The organism is Streptomyces sp. CBMA29, from assembly GCF_014596445.1.
GTDB lineage: Bacteria > Actinomycetota > Actinomycetes > Streptomycetales > Streptomycetaceae > Actinacidiphila.
In genome coordinates this window covers 64,736-83,291 of record NZ_MECL01000077.1, presented here as the reverse complement: position 1 = coordinate 83,291, position 18,556 = coordinate 64,736, and the positions used below count along the sequence as shown (strand labels likewise).

General features: G+C 71.6%; 16 protein-coding genes. 5 read left to right on the top strand and 11 right to left on the bottom strand.

Features of this window, described 5'->3' with window-relative positions; genetic code table 11:
* Positions 1 to 28 precede the first annotated feature (28 nt).
* The 3 genes from BGM09_RS12275 to BGM09_RS12265 all read right to left on the bottom strand — a co-directional run bounded on the left by BGM09_RS12275 (position 29) and on the right by BGM09_RS12265 (position 3,806).
* Positions 29 to 922 carry a metal-dependent hydrolase gene (locus BGM09_RS12275; RefSeq protein ID WP_188281545.1) on the bottom strand — a complete coding sequence of 298 codons (894 nt, stop codon included), beginning with the start codon at positions 920 to 922 and terminating at the stop codon, positions 29 to 31.
* Positions 923 to 1,044: 122 nt separating this feature from the next.
* A complete protein-coding gene (locus tag BGM09_RS12270; RefSeq protein ID WP_188281544.1) occupies positions 1,045 to 2,949 on the bottom strand; it encodes an SDR family oxidoreductase in 1,905 nt (634 codons plus the stop codon).
* On the bottom strand, positions 2,946 to 3,806 hold the full coding sequence (locus tag BGM09_RS12265; RefSeq protein WP_317452672.1) for a M24 family metallopeptidase: 861 nt from the start codon (positions 3,804 to 3,806) through the stop codon (positions 2,946 to 2,948). The genes BGM09_RS12270 and BGM09_RS12265 overlap by 4 nt, the downstream gene beginning before the upstream one ends.
* Before the next feature lie 394 nt (positions 3,807 to 4,200).
* Between BGM09_RS12265 and BGM09_RS12260 the strand changes: the two genes are divergently transcribed.
* From BGM09_RS12260 to BGM09_RS12240, 5 genes are all read left to right on the top strand, one after another.
* Positions 4,201 to 5,268: an ABC transporter ATP-binding protein gene (locus BGM09_RS12260; protein ID WP_317452671.1), complete on the top strand. Its 1,068-nt coding sequence runs from the start codon at positions 4,201 to 4,203 to the stop codon at positions 5,266 to 5,268.
* A gap of 4 nt (positions 5,269 to 5,272) precedes the next feature.
* Positions 5,273 to 6,196: an ABC-2 transporter permease gene (locus tag BGM09_RS12255; protein ID WP_188281567.1), complete on the top strand. Its 924-nt coding sequence runs from the start codon at positions 5,273 to 5,275 to the stop codon at positions 6,194 to 6,196.
* Entirely contained in the window at positions 6,193 to 7,110 is a 918-nt protein-coding gene (locus BGM09_RS12250) for an ABC transporter ATP-binding protein (RefSeq protein WP_188281541.1), read from the top strand. Before BGM09_RS12255 ends, BGM09_RS12250 begins: the two co-directional genes overlap by 4 nt.
* Before the next feature lie 82 nt (positions 7,111 to 7,192).
* On the top strand, positions 7,193 to 7,912 hold the full coding sequence (locus BGM09_RS12245) for an ABC transporter permease subunit (protein WP_188281566.1): 720 nt from the start codon (positions 7,193 to 7,195) through the stop codon (positions 7,910 to 7,912).
* 149 nt (positions 7,913 to 8,061) lie between these two features.
* Positions 8,062 to 8,742, top strand: a complete 681-nt coding sequence (locus BGM09_RS12240) for a rhomboid-like protein (RefSeq protein ID WP_223186708.1) — start codon at positions 8,062 to 8,064, stop codon at positions 8,740 to 8,742.
* A gap of 118 nt (positions 8,743 to 8,860) precedes the next feature.
* On the opposite strand, the gene BGM09_RS12235 is transcribed toward BGM09_RS12240, so the two are convergent.
* The 8 genes from BGM09_RS12235 to BGM09_RS12200 form a co-directional block, all read right to left on the bottom strand.
* Positions 8,861 to 9,658, bottom strand: a complete 798-nt coding sequence (locus BGM09_RS12235) for an HAD family hydrolase (RefSeq protein ID WP_188281564.1) — start codon at positions 9,656 to 9,658, stop codon at positions 8,861 to 8,863.
* Positions 9,659 to 9,783: 125 nt separating this feature from the next.
* Positions 9,784 to 11,070, bottom strand: a complete 1,287-nt coding sequence (gene serS, locus BGM09_RS12230; protein ID WP_188281540.1) for a serine--tRNA ligase — start codon at positions 11,068 to 11,070, stop codon at positions 9,784 to 9,786.
* 587 nt (positions 11,071 to 11,657) lie between these two features.
* On the bottom strand, positions 11,658 to 12,587 hold the full coding sequence (gene pheA, locus BGM09_RS12225; RefSeq protein ID WP_188281539.1) for a prephenate dehydratase: 930 nt from the start codon (positions 12,585 to 12,587) through the stop codon (positions 11,658 to 11,660).
* 79 nt (positions 12,588 to 12,666) lie between these two features.
* Entirely contained in the window at positions 12,667 to 14,052 is a 1,386-nt protein-coding gene (gene efeB / locus BGM09_RS12220) for an iron uptake transporter deferrochelatase/peroxidase subunit (RefSeq protein WP_188281563.1), read from the bottom strand.
* Positions 14,053 to 14,075: 23 nt separating this feature from the next.
* Positions 14,076 to 16,085 (bottom strand): copper resistance CopC/CopD family protein, encoded by a 2,010-nt coding sequence (locus tag BGM09_RS12215; RefSeq protein ID WP_223186707.1) that lies wholly within the window; start codon positions 16,083 to 16,085, stop codon positions 14,076 to 14,078.
* Positions 16,086 to 16,153: 68 nt separating this feature from the next.
* Complete coding sequence (locus tag BGM09_RS12210; protein ID WP_188281538.1) at positions 16,154 to 16,651, bottom strand: copper chaperone PCu(A)C; 498 nt, start codon at positions 16,649 to 16,651, stop codon at positions 16,154 to 16,156.
* A complete protein-coding gene (locus BGM09_RS12205) occupies positions 16,648 to 17,382 on the bottom strand; it encodes an SCO family protein (RefSeq protein ID WP_188281537.1) in 735 nt (244 codons plus the stop codon). The genes BGM09_RS12210 and BGM09_RS12205 overlap by 4 nt, the downstream gene beginning before the upstream one ends.
* Positions 17,383 to 17,602: 220 nt before the next feature.
* The gene (locus tag BGM09_RS12200; protein ID WP_188281536.1) at positions 17,603 to 18,352 is read right to left on the bottom strand and encodes a YcnI family protein; all 750 of its coding nucleotides are present in this window, start codon (positions 18,350 to 18,352) and stop codon (positions 17,603 to 17,605) included.
* Positions 18,353 to 18,556: the final 204 nt, after the last annotated feature.

The window sequence follows — 18,556 nt, the reverse complement described above, 5'->3', positions numbered from 1 at the left end:
GCCCACACTCCTCGGTGCTCCTCGGTGGTCAGGAGGCCGCGGTGCGGCCCGCCGGTCTTTCGCTGGCCCTGGCCGCGGGGGACATGGCCAGATACTCGACGGCCTTGCTCAGCGACCCTTCCTGTGACGGATGGTACGACCGGCGCAGGTACCTGGGCATCGCCCCGTTGAGCGCGGCCCAGGACGGCAGCAGGCCGCGGCGGGCGGCGGCGCGGTGGTTCCTGAACCGGTACGTGCCCTTGACCAGCGCCGGGTCGTGCCGCATCAGGTAGCGGGCGCCGACCACCCACAGATAGAACAGCGTCGGCCACGCGAACGCCATGCCCTCCACGCGCCGCAGATACCGCGCCGCGCCGCCCCCGCCGACGTGCTGGTACATGTCGAACGCGACCGCCCGGTGCTCGACCTCCTCGGCGCCGTGCCAGCGCAGCAGATCCAGCATCACCTCGTCGGTGTCCACCTCGTCCAGCGCGTCGGCGTCCAGGATCCAGTCGCCGAGTACGGCGGTGAAGTGCTCGATCGCCGCGATCAGCGACAGCCGGAACCGCAGCCACTCGCGCCGGGTGACCGGCGCGCCCCACGGCGGCTTCTCGCCGAGCAGCACGTCGAACATCCACTCCACGTGCCTGGTGTAGCCGCTGGTGTCGAGATTCTGCTCGGCCAGATGCTCCAGCACATACGCGTGCTGCACGCTGTGGGTGGCCTCCTGGCCCATGAACCCCTTGACGTCCTTGAGTAGTTGCTCGTCGCTGACGTAGGGGAGCGCCTCCTTGAACACCTTCACGAACCACCGCTCCCCCGCGGGCAGCAGCAGGTGCAGCACATTGATGACGTGCGTCGCGGTCGGCTCGCCCGGAATCCAGTGCAGAGGGGTCTGCTTCCAGTCGAACGTGACCCGGCGCGGCTTGATCGCGTAACTCATGGCGGTGCGTCCTCCTTCGGAGAAGATCGGCGCTGTCGGTGTGGGGATCGGTGGTGCCGGTGCGCCGTCGGTGGTGCGCTGTCGGTGGTGAGCTGGCTGCGGCGGGGTCTAGAGCGGCGGCTCTACAGCGGCGGGTCCACGCGGGCCAGCGCCCGCAGCGTCTTGGGGGAGAGCCGGGACAGCAGCCGCGCCCCGCGGGCCTCCGGCGTGACCGGGACGACCGCGGAGTTGCGCTCCACCGCCCGGACGATCGCGCGGGCGACCTTCTCCGGCGGGTAATTGCGCAGCCCGTAGAGCCGGGCGGACCGTGCCCTGCGCCGCTCCTGCTCCTCCTCGCCGACCCCGGCGAACCGCGCGCTGCGGGTGATGGGCGTGTTGACCAGACCCGGGCAGATCGCGCTCACCCCGATGCCGTGCGGCGCCAACTCCGCCCGCAGGCACTCGCTGAGCATCAGCACCGCCGCCTTCGACGTGCTGTACGCGGGCAGCGCGCGGGACGGCTGGAAGGCGGCGGCCGACGCGGTGTTGACGATGTGACCGCCCTGGCCGCGCTCCACCATCTGCTTGCCGAACAGGCGGCACCCGTGGATGACGCCCCACAGATTGACGTCGAGCACCTGCTTCCAGTCCTCGGGCGTGGTGTCGAGGAAGGCGCCCGCCAGGCCGATCCCCGCGTTGTTCACCACCACGTCGGGGACGCCGTGGAGGTCGGCCGTGCGCTCGGCCAGTTTCTCCATCGCCTCGGCGTCCGACACGTCGACGGTCTCGGGCCACGCGTCGGGCGCGCCGATCAACCGGGCCAACTCGGCGGTTCTCGCGGCGCCTTCCGCGTCCCGGTCCACCGCGACGATCCGTGCGCCCGCCTCCGCGAAGGCGAAGGCGGTAGCCCGGCCGATGCCGCTGGCCGCGCCGGTGACCAGCACCAGTTGGCCGCCGAACCGCTCCTTGGCGCCGGTCTCCGACGTCCCGAGGACCGTCTTGGCCGCCCCGGCGACGGTCGAGGGCGCGGCCGGGACGGCGGGGCCGCCGTACTCGTGCGCCGTGACGAACTCGCCGATCCAGCGCGACAGTTGCTCGGGCCGGGAGCGCGGCACCCAGTGCTTGGCTGCCACGGTGCGCCGGGTCAGCCGGGTCACCCACTGCTCCAGGTCGTCGTAGAGCCGCTGCGACAGGAAGGCGTCGCCGGTCGGCGTGATGAGCTGCACGGGGACGTGGGCGTACGCGTCGGTGCGCGGACTGCTCAGCCTACGGCGGACGTTGTCCCGGTACAGCCAGGCGCCGTGCGCCGCGTCCTCGGGCAGCGAGGCGGTCGGGTAGCCGTCGGACGGCAGCTTCTCGGCGCGGGAGAGCAGCTTGGGCCACTGCCTGCCGAGCGCTCCGCGCCAGGCCAGCTCCGGCAGGACGGGGGTGTGCAGCGCGTACACGTACCAGGATTTGGCCCCCTGGCCGAGAACTTGGGCGACCCGGCGCGGGGTGGGGCGGCGCACCCGGCGTTTGATCCAGTGGCCGAAGTGGTCGAGCGACGGGCCCGAGACCGAGGTGAAGGAGGAGATCCGGCCCTCGGTACCGCCGACCGTGACGAATTCCCAGCCCTGCACCGAACCCCAGTCGTGCCCGACCAGGTGCACCGGGCGGTCCGGGCTGACCGCGTCCGCCACCGCCAGGAAGTCCTCGGTGAGCTTCTCCAGCGTGAAGCCGCCCTTGAGCCGCGCCGGGGCACCCGACCTGCCGTGCCCGCGCACGTCGTAGAGAACCACGTGGAAGCGGTCGGCGAGCAGCCCGGCCACCTCCGACCACACCTCTTTGCTGTCCGGGTAGCCGTGCACCAGCACCACCGTCGGCAGCGCCGCGTCCCCGTACTCGGCGACGCACAGCCGTACGCCGCCGCCCCCGGTCACGAACCGCTCCCGCGCCGCCGGGTCCGCCGACCCGTCCCGTGCCGCTTCGCCCAGGCTCTCGCCGCCGCCCTCGCCCGGAGCCGCGCCCTCGTCCTGGTCGTCCCGCTCTTCCCACTCGTCCCGCGTCATGCCGCCACCCCCGTCCCCGAACCCGATTCCGTGCTCGTCCCCGTCCCCATTCGTGACCTCGACATCGATCCCGTCCTCGTGTCCGCGTCCGTCTCCCGCCAGCGCCTGACGTGCGGCAGGTCGTCGTCCAGCCAGTAGGCGTCGGTCTCCGTGACCACGAGGATCTCCTCGAATTTCGCGCCGGTGCCGCGGAATCCCAAATGTGGCTCCACCGCCCACAGACCGGGGTATGGGGGGTGGTCGGACATGCGGTGCGGACTCCACAGCGGGGACCAGCCCTCGCGGTGTCCGTGCAGCGCGTCGGAGGCCAGCCCCTTCAGGCTCCGCGTGCCGAATCCGGCGATCCGCGGCGACCAGCGGCGCTCGCGCACCCGGTCGACCTTGTGGGCGATCACGCCGAAGGGATACGCGCGATGCCGGTTGGCGTACCCCTGCCTGACCATCAGGTGGTCGACGTCCTGGTAGACGGTGCGCAGCGGGCGCCGCTCGCGCACCCCGCGCAGGATCAGCTCGCGGTGCTCGCGCAGATCCGCCATCAGCCGTTCCTGCACCGGGCTGGGGCCGAGTGAACCGGAGTAGCCGACGTCGGCGGTGCGGCCTCCGTATACAGGGGCCAGGTCGAGGATGAACGGCATGCCGGGTTCGAGCCGCCGCCCGGTCGGGAAGAACTGGAGCGGCACCTTGAAGCCGGTGAAGGCCGTACGGTCGCCGAACCAGGCGAAGGGCAGATGGAACCAGTCGCGGACCCCGCGCTCCCGCGCCCACACCCGCATCGCGTGCGCCGCGTCCCGCTCGGTCATCCCCGGCCGCAGCTCCGCCGCGACCGCTTCCGCGCACGCGTACGCCAGCCGCTGCACCTCACGGAACCCGTCGAGCCCGTCGAGTGCACCGCGCCGACCGAGACCATCGGCTTCATCGGCTTCACCGACCTCACCGAGCCCGTCGAGCCCCTCGACCTCACCGCGCCCGTCGCGTCGACCGCGCACGTCAAACCCGTCGCGCCCGCCGTCCCACCCCTCACCCATGGCCGCTCACCCCAGACCCCGCGCCGACATTCGAAAGCTGACAGCAATCAATGTGACATCGGCTCGTGGCAGGGTCAAGAGCCCCGCGACCCCCTGTGGATAACTCCCGGAAACCCTCCGACCCCTACGGGTGGTCAGCCCGCAGGACTACCCCGAACGCGACGGATCCGATCCTCGGGACGGACGCGGGAGTGCGGCGCCCGCCACTACGGTCGGACACGTGACTGTGATCGCTACCGAAAGCCTGAGCAAGCGGTACCCGAGGGTGACCGCTCTTGACCGGCTGACCGTCGACATCACCCCCGGTGTGACCGGGCTGGTGGGTGCCAACGGCGCCGGGAAATCGACCCTGATCAAGATCCTGCTGGGACTGTCCCCGGCGACCGAGGGTCGTGCCGCCGTGCTCGGACTCGACGTGGCCACCAACGGCGCCGAGATCCGCGGCCTCGTCGGCTACATGCCCGAGCACGACTGCCTGCCGCCCGACGTCTCGGCGACCGAGTTCGTCGTCCACATGGCCCGGATGTCGGGGCTGCCGCCGACCGCCGCGCGCGAGCGGACCGCCGACACGCTGCGCCACGTCGGCCTCTACGAGGAGCGGTACCGCCCGATGGGCGGCTACTCGACGGGCATGAAGCAGCGCGTCAAGCTCGCGCAGGCGCTGGTCCACGACCCGCAGCTCGTTCTGCTCGACGAGCCGACCAACGGCCTCGACCCGGCGGGCCGCGACGAGATGCTGGGCCTGATCCGCCGCGTGCACACCGACTTCGGCATCTCGGTGCTGGTCACCTCGCACCTGCTCGGCGAGCTGGAGCGCACCAGCGACCACATCGTCGTCATCGACGGCGGCACACTGCTGCGTGCCTCCTCCACCAGCGACTTCACGCAGGCCACGGCGTCGCTCGCGGTCGAGGTCACCGACCGCGAGAAGGAGCTGCTGGCCGCGCTGACCGGCGCCGGGCTCACCGCCCAGACCAAGGGCCACCTGCTGCACGTCGACATAGCGGACGACACGACGTACGACACCGTCCGCGACGCCGTCGCCGTTCTCGGAGTCGGTCTGGTGCGCATGGAGCAGCGCCGCCACCGCATCGCCGAGCTGTTCACGGACGACGAGGACCTGACGTACGACGACCCGGACGACCCCGACCGCCCGCACGACCCCGGCGGCACGAACACCCCGCACGACACGAGCACTTCTCACGACACGAGCACCCCGGACACCCCGGACACTCCAGACACCCCGGACACCGCGACCCTGCCCAAGGAAGGAGAAGGCCGTGACGCAGCCTGACACGGTGACGCCCGGCACGCCGAACCCCGGCCCCCCGGTCACCGGCACCGCCCCCGACGTCATCCACAACATCGGTTACCGCAAGTACACCGGCCCGCGCCTCGGCCGCGCCTACGCCCGGCGCTCCCTCTTCAGCCAGAGCCTGCGCGGCGCGTACGGCCTCGGCCGCAGCGCGAAGTCCAAGGTGCTGCCGATGATCCTGCTCGCCGCGATGTGCGCGCCCGCGCTGATCATGGTGGCGGTCGCGATCTTCACCAACATGACGAAGCTGCCGGTCGACTACACCCGTTACGCGGTGATCCTCCAGGCGGTCATCACCCTCTTCGTCGCCTCGCAGGCCCCGCAGTCCGTCTCGCGCGACCTGCGGTTCAAGACCACGCCGCTGTACTTCTCGCGGCCCATCGAGCGCGTCGACTACGTGGCCGCCAAATACGCGGCGCTCGCCACGGCGCTGTTCCTGCTGACCGCGCTGCCCCTGCTCATCCTCTACATCGGCGCGCTGCTGGCGAAGCTCAGCTTCGGCACCCAGACCGCCGGGTTCGCGAAGGGCCTGGTGTCCGTACTCCTGCTGTCGCTGCTCTTCGCGGGCATCGCGCTCGTCATCGCCGCGATCACCCCGCGCCGCGGATTCGGCGTCGCCGCGATCATCGCGGTGTTCGTCATCACCTACGGCGCGGTCTCCAGCGTCCAAGGCGTCGCCTCCGTGCAGGAGAACTACGAGGTGATCGGCTGGCTCGGCCTCTTCTCGCCGATCACGCTGATCGACGGCTTCCAGACCTGGTTCCTCGGCGCGAGCTCCGCCTTCCCGCACGCCTCGGGACCGCCGGACGCGCTGGCCGGCGTCGTCTACCTGCTGGCCGTCCTCACCATCATCACCGGCAGCTTCGGCCTCCTGATGCGCCGCTACCAGAAGGTCGGTCTCTCGTGACGACGATCAGCATCGACAACGTCTCGCGCTGGTTCGGCAACGTGGTGGCGGTCAACGACATCACCATGACGATCGGCCCCGGCGTCACCGGCCTGCTCGGCCCCAACGGCGCCGGAAAATCCACCCTCATCAACATGATGGCGGGCTTCCTGGCCCCGTCCACCGGCACCGTCACCCTCGACGGGACGCCCATCTGGCGCAATGAGCAGTCGTACCGCGAGATCGGCATCGTGCCCGAGCGCGAGGCGATGTACGACTTCCTCACCGCCCGCGAGTTCGTGGTCGCCAACGCGGAGCTGCACGGCCTGGCCGACCCGGACGCCGCCGCCCGGCGGGCGCTGGCCACCGTCGAGATGGAGTACGCCCAGGACCGGCAGATCGACACGTACAGCAAGGGCATGCGGCAGCGCGCCAAGATGGCGTCCGCGCTGGTCCACGACCCGTCGGTGCTGCTGCTCGACGAGCCGTTCAACGGCATGGACCCGCGGCAGCGGCTGCACCTGATGGAGTTGCTGCGGCGGATGGGCGCCGAGGGCAGGACCGTCCTGTTCTCCTCGCACATCCTGGAGGAGGTCGAGCAGCTCGCCCACCACATCGAGGTCGTGGTGGCGGGGCGCCACGCGGCCTCCGGCGACTTCCGCAAGATCCGCCGCCTGATGACCGACCGCCCGCACCGCTATCTCGTACGGTCGAGCGACGACCGGCTGCTCGCGTCCGTGCTGATCGCGCACGCGTCCACCGCCGCGATCGAGCTGGACTGGTCGGAGAGGGCGCTGCGCGTCCAGGCCATCGACTTCGCCGGATTCACCGAATTCCTGCCCCGGATCGCCCGCGACCACGGCATCCGGCTCTTCACCGTCTCGCCGTCCGACGAGTCCCTGGAGAGCGTCTTCTCCTACCTCGTCACGGCATAAGGAGCCGACACAGATGTCCGCCACCCAGACTCCCGCGCCGCCGAGCGGCAGGGCCGCGGCCCCCGTCCGCTCAGGACCCGCCGTGTTCCACCCCACCGTGGCCCGGCTCACCTACCGCGCGCTGCTCGGCCGCCGCCGCGCCCTGCTGCTCTTCGCGCTGCCGATGCTGCTGCTGATCATCTCCGTCGCGGTCCGCGCGCTGACCGGCGCGGACGACTCCACCGCCAACGACATCCTCCAGGGCTTCGCGCTCAGCGCGATGGTCCCGCTGGTCGGCGTCATCGCCGGCACCGGCGCGATCGGCCCGGAGATCGACGACGGCGCGATCGTCTACCTGCTGGCCAAGCCGATCAGACGGTCCACGATCGTGTCCACCAAGCTCATCGTGGCGATAGGCGTGGTCGCCGCCTTCTCCGCCATTCCCACCCTGCTCGCCGGATTCATCCTCAACGGCAACGGGCAGAACGTCGCGGTCGCCTTCGGGGTCGCCGCCGCCGTCGCGTCCGTCGCCTACGCGGCGATCTTCCTGATGCTCGGCGTCCTCACCCGGCACGCGGTGATCGTCGGCCTGGTCTACGCCCTGGTCTGGGAGTCCGTCATCGGCAATGTGGTGCCGGGCGCCAGGACCCTCAGCGTCCAGCAGTGGTCGCTCGCGGTCGCGCAGAAGCTGGGCCACGGCGACATCGTCAGCTCCGACGTCGGTCTGCCGACGGCGATCGTGCTGCTCGCGGTGGTCACCGTCGGCACCACCTGGTTCGCCGGGCACAAACTGCGCACCCTCAAGCTCGCGGGTGAGGAGTAGAGACCGGGGCACGGCGCCCGCGAGAAGAGACCGGGGCACGGCGCCCGAGGGAACGGGAACACGGTGTGACGGCGGCGCAAGCTGTGAATGCGGTGTCAATGGGAGGGAGCGAGTCGCAGCCCGGCTGTGATCGGTGAAGACTGGTCGCGATGGCCCCGGCTCACGAGTCCTCCACCGCCGCCCGCGAGCGCCGCCGCGTCACCCCCCGTGACGCGCGGCGCTTCGCCGCGCAATGGATACGGGCCTCGCCCGGCACCCACTTCTGGCTGCTGATCCTGATCGTCACCAGCGGCATCGTCGCCGTCGTGTCGCCGCACGTCCGCTCATATCTGCTGCACCACGTCAGCACCAACCTGGTCCAGTTGCGGCAGCACCCGCTGCGGGTGCTGTTCGCCAGCGCCCTGTGGATAGAGACGCCCTCGGGCCTCGTCCTCTACTTCCTCCTCTTCGAGCTGATCCACGCCCCCGCGGAACGCTGGCTCGGCACCTGGCGCTGGCTGGTCGTCGTCGCGACCGCGCACATCGGCGCGACTCTCGTCAGTGAGAAGGCCGTCATGTTCGGCATCAGGGACCAGCGGCTGCCGCGCTCCCTCGCGCACACCGTGGACATCGGGGTCAGCTACGGCCTCGCGGGCATCGTCGGCGTCCTCACGTATCTGGTGCCGCGCCCCTGGCGCTGGGGATATCTCCTCGGCGTGCTGGGCTTCTTCGGCTATCCGCTGCTCGGCGACGCGACCTACACCGACCTCGGCCACTTCACGGCCGCGCTGATCGGCCTGAGCTGCTACGCGATCACGCCGCCGGGCCGCGCCCGCGAGAAGTCCGGCTGAGCGCCCCGACCCAGGCATGGTGCGGCTGAGGCGCACCCCGACCCAGCCCCGGCCGCCGACCCAGCCCCGGCCTCCCGCGCAGCCCCGGCACCAGCCCAGGCACACTCGCCCGCGCGGTTCAGAACGGCCCGAAGAGCCGTTCCAGCACCACCGCGATGCCGTCCTCGTCGTTCGACAGCGTGACCTCGTCGGCGACCCGCCGCAGCTCCGGATGGGCGTTGGCCATCGCCACGCCGTACCCCGACCAGGCGAACATCGGCAGGTCGTTGGGCATGTCACCGAAGGCGATCGTCTCGGCAGCGGTCACGCCGAGCCGCCGCGCGGCCAGCGAGAGCCCGGTCGCCTTGGTGAGGCCGAGCGGCAGCAGCTCCACGATGCCCTCGCCCGCCATCGTCACGCCCACCAGGTCACCGGCCACCTCGCGGGCGGCCCGCGCCAGACCGTCGTCCCCCAGCCCCGGGTGCTGTATGTACAGCTTGTTGACGGGCGCGGACAGCAACTCGGCCGGGTCCGACATGAGGATGACCGGCAGCTCGGGGTTGTACGTGTACCCCTCGCTGATCAGGACGTCGCCGGCCAGGCCGTCGCGGCTGGCCGCGAGGAACAGCGGGCCCACCTCGGCCTCGATCTTGGCCACCGCGAGCGCGGCGAGCTGCCGGTCGAGGGTGACCGAGGTCAGCAGCCGGTGCGCGCCCGCGTCGTAGAGCTGCGCGCCCTGGCCGCAGACCGCCAAGCCCTCGTATCCGAGGTCGTCCAGTACGTGCCGGGTCCACGGCACAGAGCGGCCGGTGACGATGATGTGCACCGCGCCCGCCGCCACCGTCGCGGCGAGCGCGTCCCTCGTCACCCGCGAGACGGTGTTGTCGCCGCGCAGCAGCGTCCCGTCCAGGTCGGTGGCGACCAGCCGGTACGGAATCCGCGCCGCGTCGGCGGCCCCGGCATTGTCGGCGGCCCCGGCCCTGTCCGCGGCTCCGTCCGCCGCCTTGTCCGCGGCCACGGCGCCCGGCCCCGTACCGGTGAGAGCCCCGGCCTCCGACTCGCTCACTTGGCGCTGGACGTGACGGGCTCCAGCAGCTCCCGGCCGCCCAGGTACGGCCGCAGCACTTCCGGCACCCGTACGGAACCGTCCGCGAGCTGGTGGTTCTCCAGGATCGCCACGATCGTGCGCGGCACCGCGCACAGCGTGCCGTTCAGCGTGGCCAGCGGCCGGGTGCCCTTCTCGTCACGCAGCCGGATCGACAGGCGGCGGGACTGGAACTCGGTCGTGTTCGACGTCGAGGTCAGCTCGCGGTACTTGCCCTGCGTCGGGATCCACGCCTCGCAGTCGAATTTCCGCGACGCCGAGGAGCCCAGGTCGCCCGAGGCCAGCTCGATCACCTGGAACGGCAGTTCCAGCGCCGACAGCCACTGCTTCTCCCAGGCCAGCAGCCGCTGGTGCTCGGCCTCCGCGTCCTCCGGCGTGGTGTAGACGAACATCTCCACCTTGTCGAACTGGTGGACGCGGATGATGCCGCGGGTGTCCTTGCCGTACGAGCCCGCCTCGCGCCGGTAGCAGGGCGAGAAACCGGCGTAGCGCAGCGGCAGCTTGCCCGCGTCGATGATCTCGTCCATGTGGTAGGCGGCGAGCGGGACCTCGGAGGTGCCGACCAGGTACAGGTCGTCCTTCTCCAGGTAGTAGACGTCGTCCTCGACCTGGCCGAGGTAGCCGGTGCCCGCCATCGCGGACGGCTTGACCAGGGTCGGGGTCAGGACGGGCGTGAATCCGGCGGCGCCGGCCTGCGCGACGGCCGCGTTGACCAGGGCCAGCTCCAGCAGGGCGCCGACGCCGGTCAGGTAGTAGAAGCGCGAGCCGGACACCTTGGCGCCGCGGTCGACGTCGATGGCGCCGAGCAGTTCGCCCAGCTCCAGGTGGTCCTTGGGAGTGAAGCCCTCGGCGGCGAAGTCGCGCGGCGCGCCGTGCTGTTCGAGGACGACGAAATCCTCCTCGCCGCCGATCGGGGCGTCCGGGTGGACGAGGTTGCCGAGCTGGAGCAGCAGCCGCTGGGCCTCTTCGGCCGCCTCGTGCTGCTCGGCGTCGGCGGCCTTGACGGCGGCCGACAGCTCGCCGGTCCGCTTCAGCAGCTCGGCCTTCTCCTCGCCCTGCGCCTTCGGGATCAGCTTGCCGAGCTGCTTCTGCTCGGCGCGCAGCTCGTCGAAGCGGGTACTGGACGACCTGCGCCGCTCGTCGGCGGAGAGGAGGGAGTCGACAAGCGCGACGTCCTCTCCACGGGCGCGCTGCGAGGCGCGCACACGGTCGGGGTCCTCACGAAGCAGACGAAGGTCAATCACGCGACCAGGTTACCGGGGAGCGGGCATCGGCCGCGACAACTTAAGGACTTTATGGTGTGCTTTGTCCGCTTCAGGAGTAAAGCGAGGAAATTCCGTAAAAGGGAGAAAGGGGTGACGGTCAACCACATTCGCCGCGTCCCTCCCCCGGGTCATCGCGCCTGTGGAGAACCGGAGTTGATCATCGCCGCCGGGGCTCCGGCGGGGCCTCCGCGGACCCCTCAGGGGCCCTCCGGGCGAAAGTTATCCACAGGCTGCTGGGGATTTCCATTCTTTGTCCACAGGGTGTGGGGAAGATCTGTGGAGAAGGGGGGAGATCATTCGGCCGGGCTCGATGCTCGGCTATGGATTCCCCCTTGAAACCCGTTCCACACTCACTTTCGAGTGAGAAGTGTTCCCTCGGGAGAGTTGGTCGGGGGAATTGGGGTGACGAGGGGTGACCTGCCCCGCTGTGGACAGTGATGGTGTCTGTGTACAGATTTGTCGACTAGGTCGCGTTGTCGTGTCGACATGTCCCCAGTTACCCACAGGCTGCGCTCGAAGCCTGTGGATAACTTTTCCCCACGGTGGAAATCCCGCCCGCTTCCCGCTCAGGCCCGTCCGTCCAGCGCCCGGTTCAGCCAGTCCGCCGCGTCCGTGAACTCCGCGTCCGTCGTCCCCCGCGCCACCCGCGCCTCGACCTCGTCGGCCCGCGGGTACGAGCCGAGGAAGCGGACGTTCAGGCAGCGGCGGCGCAGCCCCATCAGCGTCTCGCCGACCCGGCGGTCCGTGAGGTGACCCTCGGCGTCCACCGAGAAGCAGTACTGACCCAGGCCGCGACCGGTCGGCCGGGACTCGATCCGCATCAGGTTCACCCCGCGGATCGCGAACTCCTGGAGGAGTTCGAGCAGCGCGCCGGGGTGGTCGTCGCGCAGCCAGAACACCGCCGACGTCTTGTCCGCGCCGGTCGGCGCCGCCAGCCGCGCGGGGCGCCCGACGAGCACGAAGCGCGTCGTCGCGTTCTGCGCGTCGCGGATGTCGGTGGCCAGCGGTTCGAGACCGTACGTCGGCGCCGCGAACTCGCCCGCGAAGGCGCCGTCGAAGCGGCCCTCCTGCACCAGCCGCGCGCCGTCCGCGTTCGACGCGGCCGACTCCCAGACCGCGTCGGGCAGGTTGCCCGACAGCCAGTTCCGCACCTGCGACTGCGCGGCCGGGTGCCCGGTCACCGTCTTCACGTCGGACAGCGCGGTGCCCGGCCTGACAAGCAGCGCGAAGGCGATCGGCAGCAGCACCTCGCGGTAGATCATCAGCGGGTCGCCGAACGCCAGCTCGTCGAGCGTGGCGGTGATGCCGCCCTCGACGGAGTTCTCGATCGGGACCAGCGCACCGCCCGCCTCGCCGTTGCGCACCGCGTCGAGCGCCGCGGGCACCGACACCATCGGTACCAGCTCGCGCGTGGCGGCCTCGGGCAGCAGCCGCAGCGCGGCCTCGGTGAACGTGCCTTCGGGACCCAGATAGGTATAACGGCTCGCTGGCGACATGCGTTCAGCCTAATGGCCCGCACAGACCCGGAACGCCGGTCTGTTCATCAGCCCGGAACACCGCCACCAGATCGTGCGATCACCCTTCGAGCAGCCGCTGACCCACGTATTCTCCGGGCCCGCAGCCGCCCGGGACCGCGAAGAGGCCGCTCGCCTCGTGCCGCAGGAAGCGCGACAGGCCGTCGCCGCCGTCCAGCTTGCGCTGCACCGGCACGAACCCCTTGAGCGGATCCGCCTGCCAGGCCACGAAGAGCAGCCCGGCGTCCGGAGTGCCGTCCGTCCCGATGCCGTCGTGGTACGAGAACGCCCGCCGCAGCATGGCGGCGCCGCCGTTGGAGGCCGGGGCCGCGACCCGGATGTGCGCGTCGCCCGCGACGGCTAGGGCGCCGTCCGCCCCGACCTTCGCCAGGTCGACCGGCGTGGTCTCGCTGCCGCCCGACAGCGGCGCCCCGTCCGGCTTGCGGCGGCCGATCACCTTCTCCTGCCGGGCCACCGACAGATGGTCCCAGGAGTCCAGCAGCATCCGGATCCGGCGGACGACGGCGTACGAACCGCCCGCCATCCAGGCCGGGGAGCCGGAGTCGGCGGAGCCGCCCGCCGGTACGAAGATCCGCTGATCGAAATCGGCGTCGGTCGGCTTCGGATTGTTGGTCCCGTCGATCTGGCCCATGAGATTGCGGCCGGTCATCGGGTGCGCGGTCGCGCCCGGCGTCCGGTTGAACCCGTTCATCTGCCAGCGGACCGCAGCGGTGTCCCGAGCCGCCTTCTGGAGCACGCGCAGCGCGTGGAAAGCGACCAGCGCGTCGTCCGCGCCGATCTGCACCCACAGATCGCCGTTGCTCCGCTTCGGGTCGAGGGCGTCGCCCGCGAAGTCCGGCAGTGGCGCCAGCGCCCCGGGCAACCGCCCGGTCAGCCCCGTACGGCCGAAGAAGCTCCGGCCGAAGCCGAAGGTGACCGTCAGCGAGGACGGCCCGGCGTCGTACGCGACCTGATCGTCATACGACGCAGGCAGCACCCCTGCGCCACTTGCGCCACCCGTGCCACCTGCGCCGCCCGCACCGCCCGCACCGCCCGCGCCCGGCCGCGTCATCGTCCGTACCGCGTCCGACCAGCGGCGCAGCAGCGCGGCGGCGGCCTTACGGTCCGCGCCCGGCGCCAGGTCGAAGGCGACGAGGTGGCCGACGGCCTGCGCGGGCCCGACGATTCCCGCCTGCCGCGCGCCCTCGAAGGGGACGTACGCGGAACCGACCGTGCTCAGCGCGACCGGTTCGTCCCGCACGGCACGTGCGACGCCCGCACCGGCACCGCCGCCGACGACCAGTCCCGCCGCGCCCGCGGCCCCCGCCGTACCGAGCAGCCGCCGTCTGCTGAGCCCGGCGGGAGCCGCGTCTGCGGGCCGTACGGACTCCGCGGGCCGTACGGACTCCGCCGACTCCGCCGACTCCGCGGATTCTGCCGACTTCACGTGCTCCGCCGAATCGGTTGACTTCACGGGTTGACCTGCATGTTCCTCGTCTCCGTCACTTCGTCGATGTCCGAGGTGCGGACGGTGACGGCCACCTGCCAGGCGCCCGGCAGCGGCAGTTGGACGCCGGCCGCGGTCCAGTGGCCCACGGTCAGGTGCTGCAAGGGGACGTCGATGGGGCCGATCTTCTTGGCCGGCAGCGTGAACTGGAGGCGCACCTCCGGCACGTCCACCGAGCTCCCGGCGGGCGTGCTGAGGAAGAGGTGGACCTCGTTGGCGCCCGACCGGGCGGGGGAGACGGTCAGGCCCGCCGTGCCCTTGCCGTTGGGACCGCCGGTGTCGTACGGGATGGACAGGACGACCTCGGTCGGAGCCGTCGCGTTCCCGCCGCCGGTCGCCGCGGACGGCGCCTTGAGGTCCTTCTGCTCCTCGGCGGCCCGGCCCGGCTGCGAGCCGGTCAGCATCGTGGTGACGGTCAGCAGGACGACGGCGATGCCGACCTCTATCAGTACCGAACGCCGGAGCCGGTTGCGCGCGGGATCCGCGTCGCGCACCTTCTTCGCGTTCGCCGAGTCCCGCGCGTCCTGCTGCCGCCGCAACTGCGCGGCCCGCGCCGGATCGTCGGAGCCGGACCCCGTACCGGACGCTGTACCCGACCCCGTACCGGACGCCGTACTGGAACGCGTACCCGACGTCGTACCGGACCCCGTACCGGCCGATGCGGCGGCCGGCGCCCCCACCGCGGAGGCCACCGCCTCCGGCCGCGCCACCGGCGTTACCCCCAGCTCCCGCGTCCAGCGCCGCGAGAACCAGGCCACGCCCACCAGCGCGCACACCAGCCAGATCTTGATGAAAAGAAGCTGCCCGTAGTGGGTGTCGAAGAAGGCCGCCCAACTGCCCATCTGCCGCCACGCCTGGTAGGTGCCGGTGCCGATCAGGGTCGTCACGGCGGTGAGCGCGATGAGGGAGAAGCGGCGTACGGCGTACGGCTCGACCGTACCGGCGGTGGAGCGGGCGAACAGCGCGGTCAGCAGGGTGATGAGACCGCCCAGCCAGACCGCCATGGACAGCAGGTGGACGATGTCGACCGGCATCGCGACCTGCCGCTGGATGCCGACCGAGGCGTGCTCGGCCATCGCCCAGGTGGCGGCGATGCCGATCGCGACGACCGTGCCGCCGATGCCCAGACCCCAGGCCAGGTCGGCGCGTTCCTCCGGGTCCTCGCGCTTGGCGTAGCTGCCGAAGAGCACGGCGAGGAAGACGGCCGCCGCCGCGAGCAGCAGCAGCCGGGAGACGAGCGCCGCGCCCGGCCGGGTCTCCAGCACCGCGCGCATCACGTCGGGGTCGACCGCGTCGCCGAGCCCGGTGCCGTTGGCGTACGGGCCGCGCAGCATCAGCAGCGCGATGGTCGCCGCGACCAGCGTCGCCCAGCCGCCCGCCGCGATCCGCCGCATGGGACGCAGCAGGGCGCCGCGCGGCCAGCACACGGACAGGAACACCGCGCTGCCGACCAGCAGCGCGAAACCGGCGTAGGCGAAGTAGCGGGCGATCCCGTAGAGCGTGGACGCCGCGCCGCCGCCCGCCGCCGCCGCGCCCGACAGATCGACGCTGGTCTTGGAGGCCGCGCCGACCGAGAAGGTGAACGCCCCGGCCACCGGGTGGCTGTCCTGCGACACCGCCTTCCACGCCACGGTGTACGTGCCGTTGCCGATGCCCGGCCGCAGCCCGACGGTGGCCGTGGACCCGGAGTCCTTGCCGCTGTCGTGCTGCGGCTTGCCCACCGCCACGTCCTTGCCCTGCGGGTCGAGCACCCGCAGCGAGTCCGCCGAGAGCAGCACTCCCTCCGAGAAGGTGAGCACCACGCGCTGCGGCGCGCTCTGCACGACCGAGCCGTCTGCCGGGTCGGTACGGATCAGCGCCGCGTGCGCGGACGCGGGCGCCGCGACGCCGAGCAGCAGGGCGAGCACGCCGCCGAGGCAGGCCGCGAGCGCCGCCAGCCGCCGCCCGCCGGTCTGGCGACGTGGTGGCCTCAAACGTGGCAACCGGGTGTTCTTCTTCGCTGGGGGCGCTGTGCGCGCTGGCGTCGCTGGGTTCACTGCGGTCAGCCCTTCGGGTCCGGGCGGTACGTCGTCGCCTCGACGGGCACGGTGACCGTGACCGTGGCGGGCGTGGCGTGGGCGAAGTGGAGTCGCAGGGTGACTGTTTCACCGACCCGCGGCTTGTGGGTGAGGTTCTCCAGCATCATGTGGTCGCCCCCGGTGCCGAGGGTGAGGGTGCCGCCCGCCGGTACGGTCAGGGCCGTCACCTGGCGCATGGTGGTGCCGGTCGTGCTGTGCAGGGTGACGTGCGCGGCCAGCGGGGTGCTGACCGCGGTGAGTTCGGCGTCCCCGCCCCCGGTGTTCTTGACGGTGACGTACGCGGCGGCCTCGTCGGTCAGCAGCGGCTGCGGTATGTACCCGCCGCTCACCGACACCTTGCCGAGGCCCCCGCCCTGACCCGATGTTCCGGACGAGCCGTCGCTGAGCGCGACGCCCGCGCCGGTCGCCAGCGCCACCGCCGCGACACCGGCGACGGCGCCGAGCAGCGCGCGCCGCCTCACGGCGCCTCGCTCCTGACGATCTTCGGCAGGTCGGCCGCGTACTGCTCGGCCGTCGTCCCCGACATGTAGAGGACGTGCGCCTTGTCGTCCTTGGGCCAGAACGCCAGCACCTCGGCGCCGTGCGTGACGGTGACGCTGCCGTCCTTCTCCTTGACCGGCGGGTCGATGCCGACGCCGACCGAGCGGGCCGCGGCCTGGATGGTGTCGAATTGACCGGTCAGTCCGATGAAGGACTTGTCCATCGCGCCGAGCCACGCCGTCAGCCGCGCCGGGGTGTCGCGCTCCGGGTCGGTGCTGACGAAGACGACCCGCAGCGCGTCCTGGTCGGCCTTCGGCAGCTTCGCCTTGGCCAGCGCCAGGTCGCTCATCGTCGTCGGGCAGACGTCGGGGCAGTGCGTGTAGCCGAAGAAGAGCAGCGTCGGGTGGCCCGCGGTCTCCTTCACCAGGTCGTACGGCTTGCCCTGGTTGTCGGTCAGCACGAGTGCGGGCTTCGTGAACGGCGTGTCGAGCAGCGTGCCCGCCTTCTGCGGCGCGTCGGCGGACACCGCCGCCACATTGGCGTTCGCCGACGAGTCGCCGGAACCGCCGCAGCCGGACAGCAGCAGCGCCCCCGCGACGGCGAGCGCGGCGGCGCCGGTCACGGCGGTGGTACGGGCACGGGTGCGGGTACGGGTACGTGTGCCGGTCGTGCGGGTGGAAGCGGTCGTGCGGGTGGAGCGGGTGGTGCGCATGAAGGTGATGCCCCTTCAGTGGACGGTGGTGCCGGGCGGCCACGGCTCACGTGGCCGCCCGGCGGGTTGTTCGGGTCGAACGGGACCGCGAGCGGTCCGGTGGATCCGGTGGATCCGGTGCTTCAGGTGGTTCCGGCGGATCGACGCCGGTCCTGCGAGGACCGGCGTCGGCCGTCAGTCGGACCAGCCGTCAGCCGGACCAGCGGTCAGCCGGCCGGCGTCAGGCGGACGGGTTGCGGCGGCGACCGGCGAAGACGCCGTAGCCGATCCCGATCGCGCCGACCACGATTCCGGCGACGCCCAGCGCCCGAGCGGTCCCGTCGCTCGTGTCGGACGAGGCCGCCTGCGTACCGCCGGACGAGCCGCCGGACTTGGCGTCGGCGGCCGGGGTCGCCGTCACGCTCGGCGAGGCCGAGGCGCCGTCGGAGGCCGCCGCCGCCGTCAGCTTCAGGGTCGGCGCCGGGTGCTGCGGCTCGGCCTGGCCCTCCTTCGGCACGTCGATCCAGCGCACGATGTCACCGTTGTCGTACGTCTGGAGCGTCTTGAAGACCAGCGCGTCGGTGGTGGCGGGCAGCGGCCCGAACGACACCGGGAACTGCTGGAACTGACCCGGCTCGATCTTCCCGCCGCTCCAGGTGATCTTCGTGACCGCCTCGTCGATGGTGCCGTCGTCCGACTTCAGCGGGGTCGCCAGCTTCGACTTCGTCACCTGCGCCGTCCAGCCGGGCACCGGCTGGATCGAGACCGAGGCGACCGGGTGGTCGGCGGGCAGGTTGACCTCGACCTTCGTCGTGGACGCGCTGTCCTCCTCGTTCGGCACCTTGAAGGCGACCGTGCTGTAACTGCCCTGGGCCGCGCTGTTCGGCGTCACCGTGACATGCGCGAAGGCGGGCACGGCGGCCAGCAGGACGGTGGCACCGGCGAGGGCGGCGATGGTCGCGGCACGGCCGCGCATACGTGAGCTGCTCATGACGAGGGTGCTCCAGTTCTCCACAGGTCTGTGGGAAGTGGGCTGACGGTGGCATGGAACCGCGGACCACGGCGCGTCAGGCGCCCGCGGTCGGCGGAGGCGTGGGCGGACCCGCGCGCCACCGTCGCCGTACTCCCTGGAAGACCGCATGAGTCCTATGGACCTATGCCGCATAAGTCGTATGGACCTACGTAGGACCGATGG

Excerpts from the sequence above, each read along its gene's own strand:
- BGM09_RS12275 (WP_188281545.1), bottom strand. The coding sequence starts at position 922 with ATGAGTTACGCGATCAAGCCGCGCCGGGTCACGTTCGACTGGAAGCAG.
- BGM09_RS12270 (WP_188281544.1), bottom strand. The coding sequence starts at position 2,949 with ATGACGCGGGACGAGTGGGAAGAGCGGGACGACCAGGACGAGGGCGCG.
- BGM09_RS12240 (WP_223186708.1), top strand. The coding sequence starts at position 8,062 with ATGGCCCCGGCTCACGAGTCCTCCACCGCCGCCCGCGAGCGCCGCCGC.
- pheA (WP_188281539.1), bottom strand. The coding sequence starts at position 12,587 with ATGTCGCCAGCGAGCCGTTATACCTATCTGGGTCCCGAAGGCACGTTC.
- BGM09_RS12205 (WP_188281537.1), bottom strand. The coding sequence starts at position 17,382 with ATGCGCACCACCCGCTCCACCCGCACGACCGCTTCCACCCGCACGACC.
- BGM09_RS12200 (WP_188281536.1), bottom strand. The coding sequence starts at position 18,352 with ATGAGCAGCTCACGTATGCGCGGCCGTGCCGCGACCATCGCCGCCCTC.